The following is a 16,232-nucleotide window of genomic DNA, read 5'->3' on the forward strand; positions in this document are numbered from 1 at the left end:
TGATAAATTGGACGCAAAGCCATCATATAGAAAATGCACACAAAATGCACACAAAATGCTCGAAGGGATTAACTGTTAAGAATTTCCCTGGCAATCAAACGAAACGAATTAAGCCTATCCTCCAACTTATGGGTGATGGTTATCAGCATGATTTCATCTGCTAGATATTTCTCTTGAATCTCCAAAAGACGATACTTCACTTGTGAAGGTGTACCAAAAATCAGTTTTTCATGCATGGTTTCCATCAGTGCTTTTTCTTTTTCAGTCCAAACATGATTCCTTACCTCTTCTATGCTTGGAACCTGCCTTCTTTCCCCTTGTCCACTTTGAATTTTCCATAGGGTGTTGCTAAGAGCGATTTCTTTTGCAAGTTCCTCGGTTTCCGCACATATGGCAGCAACCGTAACGATTGTTTTAGGAGCTTTAAGTAACCCTTTCGATAGGAAGTTATCACGGTATTGCTGAAAACTCTGCACTCCATCATTTTCACTCATAAATTCACCAAATGCGTATGCAGTACCATTCTCAGCGGCAAGTTTTGCGCTTTTCCCGCTTGTTCCCAATATCCATGGTTCAGGCGATACCTTTGGGATAGGAGCAGCAGAAACATTTGAATAGGGATGTTCTTTCGGAAATTCATCTCTAAGAAAATTCAACAGTTCCTTAACAAGTTCAGGCATTTTGTAAACATTCTGAAGAAAATTATCGGATAAGGCCATCGTAGCTTCCGCAGATCCACCAGGAGCACGTCCCAGTCCCATATCAATCCTGCCTGGAAAAAGGGTCGCAAGCATATTATAAGTCTCCGCTATCCGATATGGCTTATAATGCGGAAGCAGCACTGCCCCAGATCCAATTCGGATATTTTTGGTTTGCGCAGCAATATAGCTTATCAACACCTCTGGAACGGAACAGGCCAATCCCGGCAGATCATGATGTTCAGTAAACCAGATTCTGCTATAACCTAGCCTATCGCCTTCTTGAGCAAGTTGCAGTGAGGCCTGTAATGCTTCTTGTGCAGATTGTCCGGATGCAATTGGGGATTGATCTAATATACCCAGTTTCATTTTATCCCTCCCTTCTTGTCTTTCGTAACTTAATAGTAAATCATAACTATTAGAAAGTCGCATGAAAAGCTTGCTATGTTATTGTAGTTTGCAGTCTTTAGCGGAAATTATAAGGAGTTGAATCCAGATTCGGGATTATGGATGAATTATATATTCTGACGAGGTCTTTGTTTTAATATATTAATTTTAGTAGATGACTCAAGAGAATAACATATATTCTAGCGAGGTATTTTAAGGAATATACATTTTATAAAATAAAAAAAGCCCTATAAAAGGGCCTTTTCCGGAGCTATTCATTTTTTTTGAATTGAGATAGTAATTCATCAGCCACTATTTGCGAATCCAAACGAGCCGCTATAAATGGGGGCTGTATCCGATTATTGGACTCTACGGGCAAACCTAACCAGGTAACTCGTTTATCAAAGATGATAAACGAAAAGGAAACCGGTGAACAAATAAAATGATCAGAATCTATATCAGGGTTTCTTTTTACTGATATAATCGTCAATTTCACTGCTGGGTTTCGTTTCATTAAGTATAGCTTCCATTCTTCTGACAAACTGTTTAAATCCGGCACTGCCATAACCATCTCTTGTTTTGCCGACTCAATATCTTCCAGAAAATCACCCAATTTACGGGCATGCATCCATTGCAATTTTGGGTGCTGGTGTTTAACCCATTTTCCAATGTCTTTCTTTGACACAAACTGATCATTTTGAATTTGATGATCGACAAGCTGACGGAGTGTTTTGCTGCGATAAACGTGTTTGTTAACAAATGAAGTGTCACATACATGTACAAACTTCCCTTTCGTCCTTGTTATTGCCACGTTAATGAGCCTTTCACTTTCTCTCCCTGTCAATAACATTCCAGCCCTGTTTTGCGGATAACTATCAACTGTGTCAAAAATCATCATTTCACGTTCACTTCCCTGAAAACGGTGTACAGTTGCTGCGATGATATCAGCTGTTTGCCGTTCTTTGACATATAAGTCATCCAATAGTTTTTCCATCAAGTCTGCCTGAGCACGATATGGGGCGACATAACCAATTGACCTTGTCCCGCCCATATACGCTTCATGAATCAGTTGAAAAGATAAAAGCAATTGCCAAAGATTCATTCTCGAGTGGGAAGTGCGTTCAGTTATGCAATATTCCCCTGATAAGCTAGTATCGACTAGTGCGGCTGCCTTATTGGCAAACGGTTCCGCCAGCATTATGCTCTCCCTGCTAGTCGCAACACTTTCATGATCCCCAACAAAATTGTTATAGACGATACGATTAGTGAATGCAGAAATATCAGGATGCATGCGGCGCTGTTCTTTTAACAGGAATAAATGAGGATGAAGTTCTCCTTCTTCCACAGATTGAGCGACACCGGACCGATGGAAGATGTCTTCCTTCAGCCAAAGTTTCACGAGTGAATCACGAGCGGAAGCAATAGGCGGCAATTGTTTGAAATCACCACAAACGATAATATGTTTGGATATCGCTGCAGCAAATGCCACCTGTGGTACGTAAGCCATGCTCGCTTCGTCCAAAATGACCAGATCATATTCCTTTTGATAAATCGTTTCGTCATTTGCGGCTTTAGCCAAGGTCGTACCGATGATTTTTGCCTCTTTTACTAATTGAACCTCTTTTTGGCGGATTTTCTCCAAAACTTTGGCCAGTTTTTTTTCTATCTCGATTAATTGATCCGTATCCCTTTTACTGAAGGAGCCAGCCAAGTCATGTTTTAATAAACGTTTCTCTTCTCCAAGCTGTTCTTTTTCTTTAACCAATGTCGGTTCATGTTTACCTAATAATTGTCCCGTAACTATATCATCATGGATGGCTAGAGATTCACCGATTTGAGACCCATAGCGAAGCACATCGCCTTCTTTGAAACGATCTTTCTTTTTAATGAATGAAGAAATCTCAGCCATCAAAACATCTACAGCCTGGTTGCTATGAGACAAGACCAACACTTTTTTATCTTGTAAATAATGATTGGCTACTGTACGTGCAAGCGTATAGGTTTTTCCTGTTCCAGGGGGTCCCCAGACAAAAGTGACAGGATTGAACTTCGAACGGGCATATAGCTCTTTCACACTGCTTAGTTTTTCGTTAACAGGATGTTTTTGGGGCATGGATGGGTCCATCAGGCGCTTGATCCGAAGCCTTTTCTTTTTACTTCTCTTGATTTCATCCAAGCGGATAATCAATTGTTCTAGCAATTCCCATGGATCATGGAATAAAAAGGCTTCACCGATCATATCGCCTAACGAGCGGTCAAATACGATAATTATACTTTTCCCTTCCGATGAGAGGATCCTTCCATCCTGTTTAATTCCTCCCCATTCCAGTCGAACGAGGGAACCGACAGGAATTTTTATCGATGAACCTGTTTCAAAATAATAGCTGAAAGAACCATCACTTGTAAGCAGATGGCCGTTCGAAACCAGGTATTTTGTGCTGCCGTATTTTTTTAAATGCAGGATTTCAAGTTGTAGGGCCTGCTGCCATTCTTTTATATAATTAACTGTTGAATTCATTTTTCACTTTCCTCACAAAATATGCCATTGAAGTTTAAAGAAACTGGCCTAAAGCTCCGATGTAGAAAATATCTGTCCCTATGACCTTTTTCGCGCAGTATTCGTTTCTTTAACATATAAAATAAGGCCCAATCATAAGATTGGGCCTTTCCTACGCCAATATTTTAACTATAGCATTTTTTATAACATCATACCATGGGCTCTTTTGGAAGAAATGGTTTAGATTAGCCCTCTGATAACTCCGTGAATTCGTCAACCAGATCACTGAAAATCCTCATTGCATTTTCGATTGGATCAGGTTTAGTTAAATCTACGCCTGTTTTCTTAAGCAACTCCAATGGGAAATCGGAACTCCCGCTTTTCAAGAACGTCAAATAACTTTCAAGTGTTTTTTGGTCCCCGGAAATGATCTTATCTGCGATCGTAATAGCTGAAACGTAACCAGTTGCATATTTGTAGACGTAAAACGGACGATAGAAGTGTGGGATGCGTGACCACCCATACTTCACTTCTTCATCGAAAATTATTTCATCTCCATTATAAGCTCGGAATATCGATTCATAAGCTGTATTAAAAACCTCGGCATTTAGAGGTTCATCATTTTCAGCTTTTTCATGTACAATCTTTTCAAATTCCGCAAACATCACCTGTGTGAAGAACGTTCCTTTAAAACTATCTATGAAATGGTTAAGTAAGTGTTTTTTCTTTTGCACGTCTTTTGTTGTCTTAATCAAATGGCGGATCAGCAGGATTTCATTCACAGTGGATGCAACCTCAGCAACAAAAATAGAATATCCTGCACTTATTTGCGGTTGATATTTTGAGCTATAGTAAGAATGCATGCCATGTCCAGATTCATGGGCAAGTGTAAATACACTGTCTAAATCATCACGGTGATTTAATAAGATGAACGGATGAACACCATAAAGTCCTAAATTATAAGCGCCTGAACGTTTTCCAGGTGTTTCCCTGACATCGATATATCTTTTTTCCTTAAAGGTTTTCAGTGTTGTGATATATTCTTCGCCAAGAGGTTTTAGTGCTTCCACCATCAAAGCAAAACCATCATCATAAGAAATTTCCTCTTTAGCACCTTCCACCAATGGTACACTTAAATCATAAGCACGTAATTCTTCTACCCCCAGCAATTTTTTTCTTAGATGAATGTATTTATGCATGGGGCCGATATTTTGCTTAGTTGACATAATCAAATTATCATATACCTCTTTTGGAACTTGATCTCCAAATAAGGATTTTTCCAAGGCAGATGGATAATTTCTTAGTTTTGAAAGATTCACATTATTCTTGATTGCTGTGGAAAGTGTGGATGCGATTGTATTCTTCAATTGAACATATGGCTGATAATAGGCGAAATAGGCCTCTTTTCTTTTATCGCGATCATCGTCTTCAATCAATTTGGAATACATTCCTCGCGTTAGCTCTACCCTCTCGCCGTCTTCATTCGTAACTTCCCCAAATTTAATATCAGCATTGTTGATCATCCCGAACGTTTTTTGAGGTGCTGAAAAGGCTTCGCCTACTTGAGAAAGGACCTCTTCTTGTTCCTTCGCTAACACATGGGCTTTATAGCGATAGGAATCCAGGAGATCTTCTTCAAAATATTTTAAACCCTCTATCTCTTTTATGTACCCTTTTAATGTTTGTTCTTCCAGGCTCAAAAGGAACGGCATGAAAAATGCAGTTGCATTACTCATTTTCTGCCCTAACCGAGCTGCTCGATCCAGTAATGCTTGGGATGAGGTAACCCTTGTATCCAAATCGGCTTGCAGCATGGCATATACATACAGCTTGTTATAAATGTACCCAAGTTCCTCACTTAATCGTAAATACTCGAACAAATCTTGAGAAGATTGAATATGCCCATCATATGACTTTAATTTATCTGTCATCTTAAGTACTTCTTGATAATCTTTTTCCCATTTAGCCTGATCATCGTAAATATCCTTTAAGTTCCATGTTTCTTCCTCTTTGATTTCGTCACGTGATTTAAACGTTTGCATATTATCGGCACTTCCTTTCATGCTTATAGGCTTACCCTTTATTATAATCGACTTTCAGAAAAATCTGCATAGAAAAACCAGTATGTTAAAAATACATACTGGTTTTTCTTTTATCAATTAGAATTTTGCCGCAGTTTCAGCAACTTTCGCCAATCCTTCTGCAACGATATCCTGTGTACGATCTGGATATTGATTATGTCCCTCGATAACAACCGTTTCTGGGTTTGTTATGCCCCATAAGTTTAAATTCATCGTTACGTATCTCTCTGCCATTTCGCCAGCATCCATTCCAGGCAATGCATAATCCGATCCGCGAGCATTAAGCAAAGCCACTTTCTTACCTCCAGCCAAGCCTACAGGGCCTTCAGCTGTGTATTTGAAAGTTGTACCAGCTTGAGCAAGATAAGAAATATAAGTTACCAATGGCGCAGGAACAGTTGAGTTCCATAGCGGGAAGGCAAATACCACTTTGTCGGCAGCAAGGAATTGATTCAAGTATTGTTGCACGATTTCAGCAATCTCAACTTCTTCTTCAATCAATTCCATTCCTTGGCTGCGTTTATATAGTGCAGTAATTGCTGTATTTCCATAGTAAGGTAAGTTCAGTTTAAATAAATCCAATTCAGTTATTTCATCGTTACTATTTGCTTCCTTGTATGTGTTCAAAAACGTTTCATACATTTTCACGCTAATAGCTTGATCCGCTGGACGGTCATTTGATTTAACAAATAATACTTTAGACATTTCAATTCCCCCAAGAATTTAATTTTTGTATGTGTAAGAAAAAAGTACAGTTTCAAAATAAATGTTTAATCCATATATCTCGAATTAACTGCAATCACTACTTTCACATTATATGACTGAACATCCAATAAGGCAAGAAATATGTTTTTTATTTTCAAATGTACATTTCAGGAATTTGCTCCTGGATTTTTTATAACCACCAGCATTCCATTATGCCGCGAAGAAAAAAACCGAGAGCAATTTGCCCTCGGTTAAGTTAACTCTTTGTGATGGAATGGACACTTACCCTTTATCGGTTCTATATCATCGCCGATGAAAAATTGTTTCCATTCATTATGATTTACATCACCAAAGTGACTGATATCAGGATGTGTAGGAAGGTTATCCCACTTCTCCACTCGTTCACGAACCTTTTCACGTGACATGATCCCGCCTTTTTCCGTTCCTTCCAACCCTTCAAAGATCATCCGGGGTTGGAATCCAAGAACAAGGCTATTTCCTAAATCGCGGGTTTTACGCTGTTTATAAGCAGGAGCATTACCAAAGACAAAGATTGGTTCCCCTGCAAAATGATAGTCCCATAAATAATGCTCAGGATCTTTCGGCTTTTCAATTGGCCAAGGTTTTTTATCCGCTTTATGGAGGTATTGCAAGATATCCCAAAACCTTTTACGGTACATTTCAATATCTCCTTCTATCGATTCAGGCTCCATAAAGACAAACAGGCCATGCCTGGTATATGGTGGTTCCTGAAATAAATCAAGAAAACTTTCCACTGCTTTAGGGAGATTGGACCAATCTTCCTGTGTGATATAAGCATAACGAAGTTCCCCTTTATTTTCAGCTTTCATCCCGAAATAACAAGGAAATGTTTTGTCTGTCACTGTATTATGGAATGTTTGATATTCTTTAATTAGCCATTTCGGCACTCGATCGGGATTTGTCATATCTTCTTTCGTTAATAAACTTGAATTAGCAGTCAGCATCATTGTTCTCCTTAAATCGTGATAATATATGATACCCGAATTTATATAAACTAAAACTTCATCGAACTGGCAAATCACCGTAATCAGGTACATCATATCTAAATAATTCTTCATTTAAGATTTTATAAGTTCCCCGTTCCAGGGTGATTCCAATTTCCTTTAATAAAAACGTCATTATGGTATTCAGCCAAAAACAATCGTTCAGCATGATAATCATTTTCTTTCCATTAGGATAACCTAAGAAAAAAATAGGAGTGATGCTTAAATGGCAAGAAGAAGAAAAGTTCTCGTACCCGAAGCGCGAAAAGGACTCGATGATTTAAAAGCCAAAGTTGCTGGTACAAAGAATCCTGAAGAGGCAAAGTTTGAAGTAGCCAAAGAAATTGGCGTACCGCTGAAAAAAGACTATAACGGTGAGCTCACTTCCAAGCAAAATGGGAAAATTGGCGGAAAGTTAGGAGGAGGCATGGTCAAGGAACTTATAAAGATGGCCCAGGAAAACTTAGGAAAAAGGCATTAAGTAGGTGCCTCTCCGATCCAAGTTGTTATCGTTTTTTTCATTAAGATCCACATCATTGAAGCGATCATTACCTACTGCTAAAGAACATACATTTTGGGACTTAACAAAAAAGCCAACCTTTTGGCTGGCTTTTTTTGAAATTAATAAATGCGCACGGTTGAAACTCTTGAAACCACTGACATGATTAATTCCGACGACATCGGATAATTAGTGGCAGCTGGATCCTTCATTACTGCAGTAAGTATTCCCTCCATGTCTGAATCGCTAATTCCATAGTCACTGAAGTCAAGGGGCAATCCAAGATCAGATAGGAAAACGCGGATCTTCTCTACCACTTTCGCTAAGATTCCTTTTGGATCTTCATCGTGTATTTTGACTTTAAAGGCTTCGGCTATCAAATGGGCCTTTGGAAGATATAACTCCGGAATAGACTCCATGACAACCGGTAATAACACGGCATTGGCTAATCCATGCGGAATACGGAATAACGCTCCAAATGCGTGCGCAAAGTTATGAACCGGAATCGCATTCAGTGCACTACAAAATGCAGTGATTCCCATCATGCTCCCATGCAACATTTCCATTCTGGCCTCAATATTGGCTCCGTCCTTTACAGCCCTCGGTAAATTTTTTTCAATAACTCGTATGGCCTGAAATGCATAAGCATCAGTTATTGATGTCGCTGCAGGTGAGACGATCGCTTCAATTGCATGTGTCAATGCATCGGCCCCAGTAAACGCCGTTATTTCAGGAGGCAGTCCGATAGTTAACTCGGGATCTAAAATGGCTACATCCGAACTTAAGAAAACATTGTATATATTCATTTTGACTTTTATATGTTCATTATAAATGACTGCGATCGGGGATACTTCAGAACCGGTTCCTGCTGTTGTGGCTACTGAAATATGTGGAATATTAATAGGTTGGGCTTTTGGAAACCCCTCATATAGATAACCACTTGGAATCGCATCATTTATATCCGTAATTCCTTGAAATAATCCATATTTCAATGCTTTTGCGGTATCAATGACACTTCCACCACCAATGGCTAGTATGGCATCGGCATTCACTTTGCGTGCATATTTCAATGCTTCGTTTACACATTCACTCGCTGCGTCTTGTGTAACACCAAGAAACTGCCCTACTATTTCAGCTTTGGTGCCTAATATCGGCAGCTCAAAACTCTCGACCACTTTTTTAACGACACCAGCCTTTTCCAAACCCACATCACTCACTAGTAGAATCCTTTTGGCCCCAAGACCATTGAATAGATCCGGAATGATTGAACGAGCATTCGGGCCGCTATAAATCGAAGACCTTAGCCAAAAATTGGATTGAGTGTTTACCTTCATAAAGTTTCACCTCAGTCAAATTAGTCTATATTAACGATTAAGAATTGTTCATTTCCAGCTTTCAAGTGCCTGATGTCATCCATAAGGTGAAATCCTTTTTCAACATCCAACATTCAGAAATGTGGTAAGCTTGTATCCGATTCACAAAACCCCATATTCCTTTTCGTTACTTTGATAGATTTCTTCAACTCCCTTTCCTTTTGCCCTTCCCAAAATCTCCATACGCACTGATAATTGTTTCATGGTAAATTCTAGAACAGCTTGTTTATCATTACCAAATGGATTACCTAACAGATCATAACCCTCCGTATTTAACTTGAAGGCCAGTGGTGAAAGTTCCTCCATCCTCTTTTCAACTTGGTTATAGATATGTGGATGTTCACTGATGATTCTCTGCAGAAGGAAAGTTCCATAAGCAATATGGCGTGATTCATCTTTCTTCAATAGACCAACGCCTTTTAATAAACCAGGCATCATTTTACTAGCTTCGAGAGTCTCATAAAACCCGAAATATCCAGTTTCTGCAAGAACTCCCTCGGTAAACATGTTATATACAGTGGCTGCTTCCGCCAATGCTTCAGGGGATTGATCGGATAAAAGTTTCCCCATCGCTTCAGGCAATATCTCATAAAAAATGGATTTATAAGTGTCTGAGTGATATACCGTCAAATCACCCGTTTCACCAATTTGATCTAATGTATAACGGAAAAACTCCATATGCTTCGCTTCCTCGAACAAGAATGTCGTTAAGTACATTTCTTCTTCGATCCTACCCTCTTTTGCTATCGTCATGATGAGCGGAAGCAAATCCAAAGTCACGGCTTCTTCTCCGCCCTGAAAAAGGGAAATAATCCGTAATAACACTTCCCTTTCTATATCATTAAATGACTTCCAATCTTCTTTATCCTGGCTGAAATCAATGTCACGTGGATTCCATATACCAAATTTCTTTGCCTTTTGATAAAGTTTAAATGGTAGGGTATCTTCTCTAAAACTCCGGCTGGTGGTCGTTAAATTCTTTCTTTTCATGTTAATGCCTCCTTGATTTTATGAACTGTAAACTTTTGAATTCCTATAGAATGTTTTAATTTGTAAGGATTTTCATTATATTGTAAGATATTAGTAGTATGTATCCTAGCACTGAAAATGTAGGGAGGAAAAAAGTCGAATGCTTGAGGAAACCCTGATGAATCATGTAAAAAAGATTTCCGATCAAAAAGATATGGAAAATAAATCACAAATGATCGTAAAGGGCTGTGTGGATTTTTTTTCATTTCAACGGGCATCTTTATTCAGTTACTCATGTTTAACAGGAATGGGTGAAGGAATATGCGCATGTACAAGAGAAGATATTTTTTCATTACATAATGTTAAAGAAAATATTCATGATATATACCCTATCCACCAAGCGGTCATACATAACAAACCCATATACTTAACCATCCAACATGCGAAATCTTCCATCCCTGCAAAATACGTTAAAAGATTTTCCATCTCTTCATTGGCAATCATTCCGATAATCTTGAATGACATGGTTATCGGTTTCGTTTTGGTTGACCATTCATGCCAACAAGCCTGTTACCAAGAATGATTTAATGAAGCTTTCCCATTATTTGAAACTGGCTGTCAGTTCACCATTGGAATCCGCTCCTCCCACTTACCTGCTAAGTAAACGTGAAGTGGAGGTCCTTCAACATTTAGCCAATGGCTTAGGACTAAAGCAAATGGCACCAAAAATGAACGTTAGTGAATTTACCGTCAGAGATCATATTTCTTCTGCAATCAGGAAATTAGGAGTGAGTCACCGGACTGAGGCCGTCGCGGTTGCCATAAGAAACAAAATGATTATATAAAAACAAAAAAACCTTCATAGAAGGTTTTTTTGTTTTTATATCTGAGTCACTTTTTCTTCAACTTTAGTGGTCCAGTTTAACTCGTCTGCAACTTTACCTGTTTGGACACCCGTCAGTGTATCATAAAGCTTTCTAGATAGTTCGCCAGTTTCCCCGGTTTGAACGATCATTTCTTCACCATTCCACAAAAATTCACCAATGGGTGAGATCACCGCTGCTGTACCCGTTCCAAAGGCCTCTTCCAAGTGACCTGATTTATATGCTTCATGGACTTCCTCCATGGAAATGCGTCTTTCCGAAACGGGAAGATTCCAATGTTTCAGCAATTCTATAATGGAATCACGAGTAATACCCGGAAGGATACTTCCATTTAAGGCAGGTGTGATAATTTCACCATTAATTTTGAAGAAAACATTCATGCTTCCAACTTCTTCAATATACTTTTTCTCTACTCCGTCCAACCAAAGGACTTGGGCATAACCCAGCTTTTCTGATACTTCTTGTGCTTTTAGGCTCGATGCATAATTACCGCCCGTTTTAGCTTCTCCAGTACCACCATTGACTGCACGTGTGAAAGCTGACTCCACTGCTATTTTAACCGGATGAATGCCTTCTTTATAATACGAACCTACAGGTGACATGATGATGATGAACTGATATTTCTCTGATGGAGAAACTCCAAGATAAGGCTCAGTAGCTATAATGAATGGCCTGATATATAAGGAGGTCCCTTCTGCCTGAGGAACCCAATCCTTATCAACGCTAATTAAAGTTTTTAAGGCCTTCAACGCAAAATCAACGTCGACATCCGGTATGCACAATCGGCTATTTGAACTATTCAAGCGTTGAAAGTTCTTTTCCGGACGGAATAGTATAATTTCATCTTCTGGTGTTGCATATGCTTTTAATCCCTCAAATACAGATTGACCATAGTGAAAAATCATAGCTGACGGCTCTAATGCGAGCGGTTGATAAGGAACAATTCTTGGATCATGCCACCCTTGCCCTTGTGTGTAATCCATTATAAACATATGATCGGTAAACTGCTTACCGAACTCAAGCTGGTCCGCTTGTGGTTTTTCTTTCTTTGTTGTACTAAGCGTGATTTGCATGTCATGTTCCTTCATTACCAAAACCCCTTGTTGAATAAATTTACAAGATTTCACTTCCATAAAATCTATCTTTAATTAGTTTACTCCTATCAGGAATCATAGTTCAACCCTTTAAGACGAAATTTTCGGAATTTTTTTAAAATAAATGACTTTTTTTTATTTCCATACTATTATTCCTGAAAAAAGAACCTATTATTAGTCAAATTTCTCAAAAATATCAATTCCGAATTTTTCTGTAAGGTTTCTTGATATCCTTAATATTAGGTTATTTTAACAAATTATCTACAATAGTGCCAATGAGAATTATTGAAGATTTTCCATCATGGAACCAAATGCAAGCAAATCAAATGAATTATTTCCACTTCTTTAACCAAGAAGATGGCTAAATGTGCAGCCGATTACTAATCGCAGCCGCCTGGACGCAATATATGTATTTTAACAAAGCTCAACTAAAGAAATGAAACACTTTTATACTATTACATAAAATTTAGCGTTATTCCCAAATTTAATATAATACAGTTTATAAAGGTGAAATTTTCACAAAATTCAATTTAGCAGTTTACGACAAATTAATATTCTTATATACTTATCCCACAAGATAGATAAAATGCATGCAAATTAAAATATTATAGATAAAACGCATGTAACTTTCTTATTTTAGATGAAAAGGGGTAACAACATGACAAAAAACAGGTGGTTAATCGCTTTATCCGCTATCGCCATTCACCTCTCCATTGGTGGTGCATACGCATATAGCGTGTACAAAAAACCATTAGTTGAGACTATGGGGTGGTCAGAAACCGAAGTAACGTTAGCATTCACAATAATGATGGCGCTTGCAGGAACTTCTGCTGCTTTCTTTGGTAAATTCGTAGAAAAAAATGGTCCAAGGAAGTCAGCTATGGTCGCTGCTGTATTATTCGGATTAGGACAAGCTGGTTCCGGTTTGGCAGTAATGGTCGATTCACTTCCGCTTTACCTATTGACATATGGGGTTTTAAGTGGACTTGGTATGGGGATCGGGTACATTTCACCAGTATCCACTTTAGTCAAATGGTTCCCTGATCGCAGGGGATTGGCAACAGGAATGGCAGTATTAGGTTTCGGTGCCGGAGCCCTCATTACAGCCCCAGTAGCTGCAAGCCTTATGGAATCCGTTGGCATTTATACTACATATTATCTTTTAGGCGCAGGCTATTTCATACTGATGTTCTTGGGGGCATCCTATATTGCACCTCCAAAGGCCAACTGGCTACCTGAAGGAATGAAGAAAGATATTGAGTCCGGTAAGAAAGAACTGAAGAAAGACCTAAGGCAGTTAACGGCAAAAGAAGCGGTTAAAACTAAACACTTCTGGATGTTATGGTCCATGAAATTGATAAATACAAGTGCAGGAATCATGATGATTTCGGTAGCTTCACCCATGGCTCAAGACGTTGTTGGGCTGTCTGTAGCCGGTGCAGCAACATTAGTCGGCATTATGGGAATCTTTAATGGCGGAGGAAGACTGGGCTGGGCAGCAGCATCAGATTATATTGGACGTCCAAATGTTTTCGTCATTTTCTTCATCATTCAAATCGGAGCGTTCCTTTTACTTCCAACGACTACAAATACTCTATTGTTCCAAGGACTCATCTTGCTGGTCGTTAGTTGTTATGGAGGCGGATTTTCAAACCTCCCTGCATTTGCCGGGGATTTATTTGGAACTAAGGAAATTGGGGCCATCCATGGTTATCTTTTAACTACATGGTCACTAGGAGGAGTTTGCGGGCCAATGCTGGTTACTGCAATAAGGGAAAGTACGAACAGTTACATCCCGGTGTTCTACGTTTTTGCTGTATTAATTGCGATAGCATTCGTCATCTCCATCTGGTTGCGTTTGGATATTAAAAAAATGCAAAAAGAACAGAAACAAGGATTAACGAATACTTTAAGTAAAATATCCTGATATTAAAATAGCTTTGTTCTTAAACACCTGCAAAAAGGCATCATCAAGTAAACCTCCATTACCGGAGTATACTTTGATGATGCCTTTTTCCTTTTTATTTGAACATGCTCCCAAGCCCCCATAAGCCTTCTGGATAAGAACCCCGCCATTCATTACTTGGCTCCCTCCACTATCATCCCTTTAACCTCGAAGTGCCCAACAAAAACATGGGTAATTTCCATTGAACAATATCAATCAAGGATCATGTTTGCGATCACTAAGGTTAGATCTATTTTTGAAGTTTATATATTCGGACATCTACTGGGATTGACTGAATCTGATATCTTATTGATAGCCTATTTGAAAGTGGTTGCACTATCTTTGCTGGTTAAGTTAATTGAAGTGATATTTCATCAACTGTGATTATGCAGTTGGCGGTGTAACCCTTGTAGTCGGGCTTTATTATGGGGATTATGCACGAAAGGACAGGAAAACGGCAGATTGATCCATACATCATTTTTTTACAAGTCCTTCATTATCGAATGAAGGTCTCATTCTCTCGCCTATATGGGGTCTGAATGGTCTCATCCCGAATCCCGTTTACGATTTTATCTAGGGGATTATTACCCGAATTTTAAAACCAGACTTGGTTTTGCTCCATGATTTTTTATTGTTTTATATAAGATGAAACTCTCAGGGGCTAGATTGAAGAAATTTGCGACACTCCAGCCGAATAACTGGCTAGCCGAGACACCAAAGACGCTTGCGGCGAGGAGGATTGGCAGACAGTCGGCGGAAAGGGAGCGGATTTCTGAAAATAACGGGAACGTTTTTTAATGGATAACAACTTCGTTTGATTGCTGCTATTTAGCTATGGGAATTTCAACAGCAGAAGAAATTCGATTACCAGCTTACTGAACAAGTTATATTGTTTAACATTCAGCCAAACAAGGGAATTAAGAAAGAGATGGATTTAGGGGGGATTGTCTTGTGGATCAATAAACCGTTTTTCAAATATGCATGTGCGATAATTTTGATCATTTTAATTATATTTTTACTAGGTAAGATTGATTATGTTCTGCTCACGCTGCAAAAAATCATTGCAGCTATGTTTTTCCCTATTATAGTGGCTGGGCTTTTATACTATTTATTACGGCCCGTCGTTAACTTTTTAACTGAATTTATCCCTAGGACAGTTAGCATTTTCATCGTCTTTTTGATTATTTTTTGTACAATCGGGATGGGAAGTTACTTTGGAAGTCCTGTAATCGTGGACCAATTTCAAAAATTATCAGAAAACCTCCCCGGCAAAGTCAAGGAATTCTCTAAGGAATCTGAATACATGATTGAAAAAAATGATTTTGGCATGGTTAATATGGAAGACCTGAAAGAAAAAGCGGTAACACATTTGAAAGATTACTCAGAGAAACTCTTGGTGAATGTCAATTCTATTTTCTCCACGATCACTAGTGTATTAACAGTGTTGGTCATTACACCATTCATTTTATTTTATTTCTTGAAGGATGGAGATAAACTAAGGCCTTTTCTTTTAAAATATATTCCGAACGACGTTGAATCAGAGGGGAACACGATTTTAAAAGGCGTCGATAAAGCCCTTTCAACTTATATTATCGGTCAATTCATCGTATCAATCGTCATCGGGACTTTGATGTATATTGGCTACCTGATTATCGGTCTCGATTATGCACTCGTATTAGCCTTACTCGCCATGATTTTTACAGTTGTACCATTTATTGGTCCATTAATAAGCATCATTCCTGCACTCTTCATTGCCTTACAGCAAGACATTGGGTTGGCAGTGAAAGTACTCATTGTCCTTACCGTCGTTCAACAAGTCGAGGGGCACTTGGTTACACCGAATATTATGGGAAAACGGCTTAACATTCACCCATTGACCATTATCTTATTGCTGCTAGCTGCAGGCTCAATATACGGTTTCATTGGCATTTTAATAGCTATTCCTACTTATTCCGTAGTAAAAACGATTATAGGAAACTTTAGAAAGTTTTATAAATTACGGAATAGGATTACATAACTAGGAATAGTTGACTTATGGGGTCTTTTTTTTAAAAAAATAAAGATAATTCTATCAA

General features: G+C 38.6%; 15 protein-coding genes. 6 read left to right on the top strand and 9 right to left on the bottom strand.

Features of this window, described 5'->3' with window-relative positions:
• Positions 1 to 68: 68 nt before the first annotated feature.
• From ACDZ29_RS24785 to ACDZ29_RS24805, 5 genes are all read right to left on the bottom strand, one after another.
• Positions 69 to 1,067 (bottom strand): LLM class flavin-dependent oxidoreductase, encoded by a 999-nt coding sequence (locus ACDZ29_RS24785; protein WP_375089001.1) that lies wholly within the window; start codon positions 1,065 to 1,067, stop codon positions 69 to 71.
• Between the two features lie 289 nt (positions 1,068 to 1,356).
• Positions 1,357 to 3,603: an AAA domain-containing protein gene (locus tag ACDZ29_RS24790; protein ID WP_375089002.1), complete on the bottom strand. Its 2,247-nt coding sequence runs from the start codon at positions 3,601 to 3,603 to the stop codon at positions 1,357 to 1,359.
• A 224-nt stretch (positions 3,604 to 3,827) separates the two neighbouring features.
• On the bottom strand, positions 3,828 to 5,624 hold the full coding sequence (gene pepF / locus ACDZ29_RS24795; protein ID WP_289325214.1) for an oligoendopeptidase F: 1,797 nt from the start codon (positions 5,622 to 5,624) through the stop codon (positions 3,828 to 3,830).
• Between the two features lie 117 nt (positions 5,625 to 5,741).
• A complete protein-coding gene (locus ACDZ29_RS24800) occupies positions 5,742 to 6,368 on the bottom strand; it encodes an FMN-dependent NADH-azoreductase (RefSeq protein ID WP_375089003.1) in 627 nt (208 codons plus the stop codon).
• Between the two features lie 251 nt (positions 6,369 to 6,619).
• The gene (locus ACDZ29_RS24805; protein ID WP_289335150.1) at positions 6,620 to 7,354 is read right to left on the bottom strand and encodes a YqcI/YcgG family protein; all 735 of its coding nucleotides are present in this window, start codon (positions 7,352 to 7,354) and stop codon (positions 6,620 to 6,622) included.
• Positions 7,355 to 7,619: 265 nt separating this feature from the next.
• Here ACDZ29_RS24805 and ACDZ29_RS24810 point away from each other — a divergent pair, with 265 nt between their 5' ends.
• Positions 7,620 to 7,874 (top strand): alpha/beta-type small acid-soluble spore protein, encoded by a 255-nt coding sequence (locus ACDZ29_RS24810; protein ID WP_289325218.1) that lies wholly within the window; start codon positions 7,620 to 7,622, stop codon positions 7,872 to 7,874.
• 140 nt (positions 7,875 to 8,014) lie between these two features.
• Here ACDZ29_RS24810 and ACDZ29_RS24815 read toward each other — a convergent pair whose 3' ends face one another.
• Both ACDZ29_RS24815 and ACDZ29_RS24820 read right to left on the bottom strand, forming a co-directional pair.
• The gene (locus tag ACDZ29_RS24815) at positions 8,015 to 9,226 is read right to left on the bottom strand and encodes an iron-containing alcohol dehydrogenase (protein WP_375089004.1); all 1,212 of its coding nucleotides are present in this window, start codon (positions 9,224 to 9,226) and stop codon (positions 8,015 to 8,017) included.
• Between the two features lie 141 nt (positions 9,227 to 9,367).
• Positions 9,368 to 10,255 (bottom strand): R2-like ligand-binding oxidase, encoded by an 888-nt coding sequence (locus tag ACDZ29_RS24820; protein ID WP_370015212.1) that lies wholly within the window; start codon positions 10,253 to 10,255, stop codon positions 9,368 to 9,370.
• Between the two features lie 139 nt (positions 10,256 to 10,394).
• Between ACDZ29_RS24820 and ACDZ29_RS24825 the strand changes: the two genes are divergently transcribed.
• Both ACDZ29_RS24825 and ACDZ29_RS24830 read left to right on the top strand, forming a co-directional pair.
• On the top strand, positions 10,395 to 10,817 hold the full coding sequence (locus ACDZ29_RS24825; protein ID WP_375089005.1) for a hypothetical protein: 423 nt from the start codon (positions 10,395 to 10,397) through the stop codon (positions 10,815 to 10,817).
• Complete coding sequence (locus tag ACDZ29_RS24830; protein WP_375089006.1) at positions 10,780 to 11,079, top strand: response regulator transcription factor; 300 nt, start codon at positions 10,780 to 10,782, stop codon at positions 11,077 to 11,079. The genes ACDZ29_RS24825 and ACDZ29_RS24830 overlap by 38 nt, the downstream gene beginning before the upstream one ends.
• A 35-nt stretch (positions 11,080 to 11,114) precedes the next feature.
• Here ACDZ29_RS24830 and ACDZ29_RS24835 read toward each other — a convergent pair whose 3' ends face one another.
• Entirely contained in the window at positions 11,115 to 12,206 is a 1,092-nt protein-coding gene (locus ACDZ29_RS24835) for a branched-chain amino acid aminotransferase (RefSeq protein ID WP_289316259.1), read from the bottom strand.
• A gap of 664 nt (positions 12,207 to 12,870) precedes the next feature.
• Here ACDZ29_RS24835 and ACDZ29_RS24840 point away from each other — a divergent pair.
• Entirely contained in the window at positions 12,871 to 14,139 is a 1,269-nt protein-coding gene (locus ACDZ29_RS24840; RefSeq protein WP_289325222.1) for an OFA family MFS transporter, read from the top strand.
• Here ACDZ29_RS24840 and ACDZ29_RS24845 read toward each other — a convergent pair.
• On the bottom strand, positions 14,122 to 14,292 hold the full coding sequence (locus tag ACDZ29_RS24845) for a hypothetical protein (RefSeq protein ID WP_370015214.1): 171 nt from the start codon (positions 14,290 to 14,292) through the stop codon (positions 14,122 to 14,124). The two genes, ACDZ29_RS24840 and ACDZ29_RS24845, sit on opposite strands and share 18 nt — an antisense overlap.
• Before the next feature lie 3 nt (positions 14,293 to 14,295).
• Here ACDZ29_RS24845 and ACDZ29_RS24850 point away from each other — a divergent pair, with 3 nt between their 5' ends.
• Positions 14,296 to 14,541, top strand: coding sequence for a hypothetical protein (locus ACDZ29_RS24850; protein WP_375089007.1), 246 nt, complete (start codon positions 14,296 to 14,298; stop codon positions 14,539 to 14,541).
• A gap of 565 nt (positions 14,542 to 15,106) precedes the next feature.
• Positions 15,107 to 16,174, top strand: a complete 1,068-nt coding sequence (locus ACDZ29_RS24855) for an AI-2E family transporter (protein ID WP_375089008.1) — start codon at positions 15,107 to 15,109, stop codon at positions 16,172 to 16,174.
• Positions 16,175 to 16,232 lie beyond the last annotated feature (58 nt).

This window comes from Peribacillus sp. RS7, assembly GCF_041956845.1.
Classification (GTDB): domain Bacteria; phylum Bacillota; class Bacilli; order Bacillales; family DSM-1321; genus Peribacillus.

Bases quoted from the DNA above. Each gene is read 5' to 3' on its own strand.
- ACDZ29_RS24785 (WP_375089001.1), bottom strand. From the start codon at position 1,067: ATGAAACTGGGTATATTAGATCAATCCCCAATTGCATCCGGACAATCT.
- ACDZ29_RS24790 (WP_375089002.1), bottom strand. From the start codon at position 3,603: ATGAATTCAACAGTTAATTATATAAAAGAATGGCAGCAGGCCCTACAA.
- pepF (WP_289325214.1), bottom strand. From the start codon at position 5,624: ATGCAAACGTTTAAATCACGTGACGAAATCAAAGAGGAAGAAACATGG.
- ACDZ29_RS24800 (WP_375089003.1), bottom strand. From the start codon at position 6,368: ATGTCTAAAGTATTATTTGTTAAATCAAATGACCGTCCAGCGGATCAA.
- ACDZ29_RS24805 (WP_289335150.1), bottom strand. From the start codon at position 7,354: ATGCTGACTGCTAATTCAAGTTTATTAACGAAAGAAGATATGACAAAT.
- ACDZ29_RS24810 (WP_289325218.1), top strand. From the start codon at position 7,620: ATGGCAAGAAGAAGAAAAGTTCTCGTACCCGAAGCGCGAAAAGGACTC.
- ACDZ29_RS24815 (WP_375089004.1), bottom strand. From the start codon at position 9,226: ATGAAGGTAAACACTCAATCCAATTTTTGGCTAAGGTCTTCGATTTAT.
- ACDZ29_RS24820 (WP_370015212.1), bottom strand. From the start codon at position 10,255: ATGAAAAGAAAGAATTTAACGACCACCAGCCGGAGTTTTAGAGAAGAT.
- ACDZ29_RS24825 (WP_375089005.1), top strand. From the start codon at position 10,395: ATGCTTGAGGAAACCCTGATGAATCATGTAAAAAAGATTTCCGATCAA.
- ACDZ29_RS24835 (WP_289316259.1), bottom strand. From the start codon at position 12,206: ATGAAGGAACATGACATGCAAATCACGCTTAGTACAACAAAGAAAGAA.
- ACDZ29_RS24840 (WP_289325222.1), top strand. From the start codon at position 12,871: ATGACAAAAAACAGGTGGTTAATCGCTTTATCCGCTATCGCCATTCAC.
- ACDZ29_RS24845 (WP_370015214.1), bottom strand. From the start codon at position 14,292: ATGAATGGCGGGGTTCTTATCCAGAAGGCTTATGGGGGCTTGGGAGCA.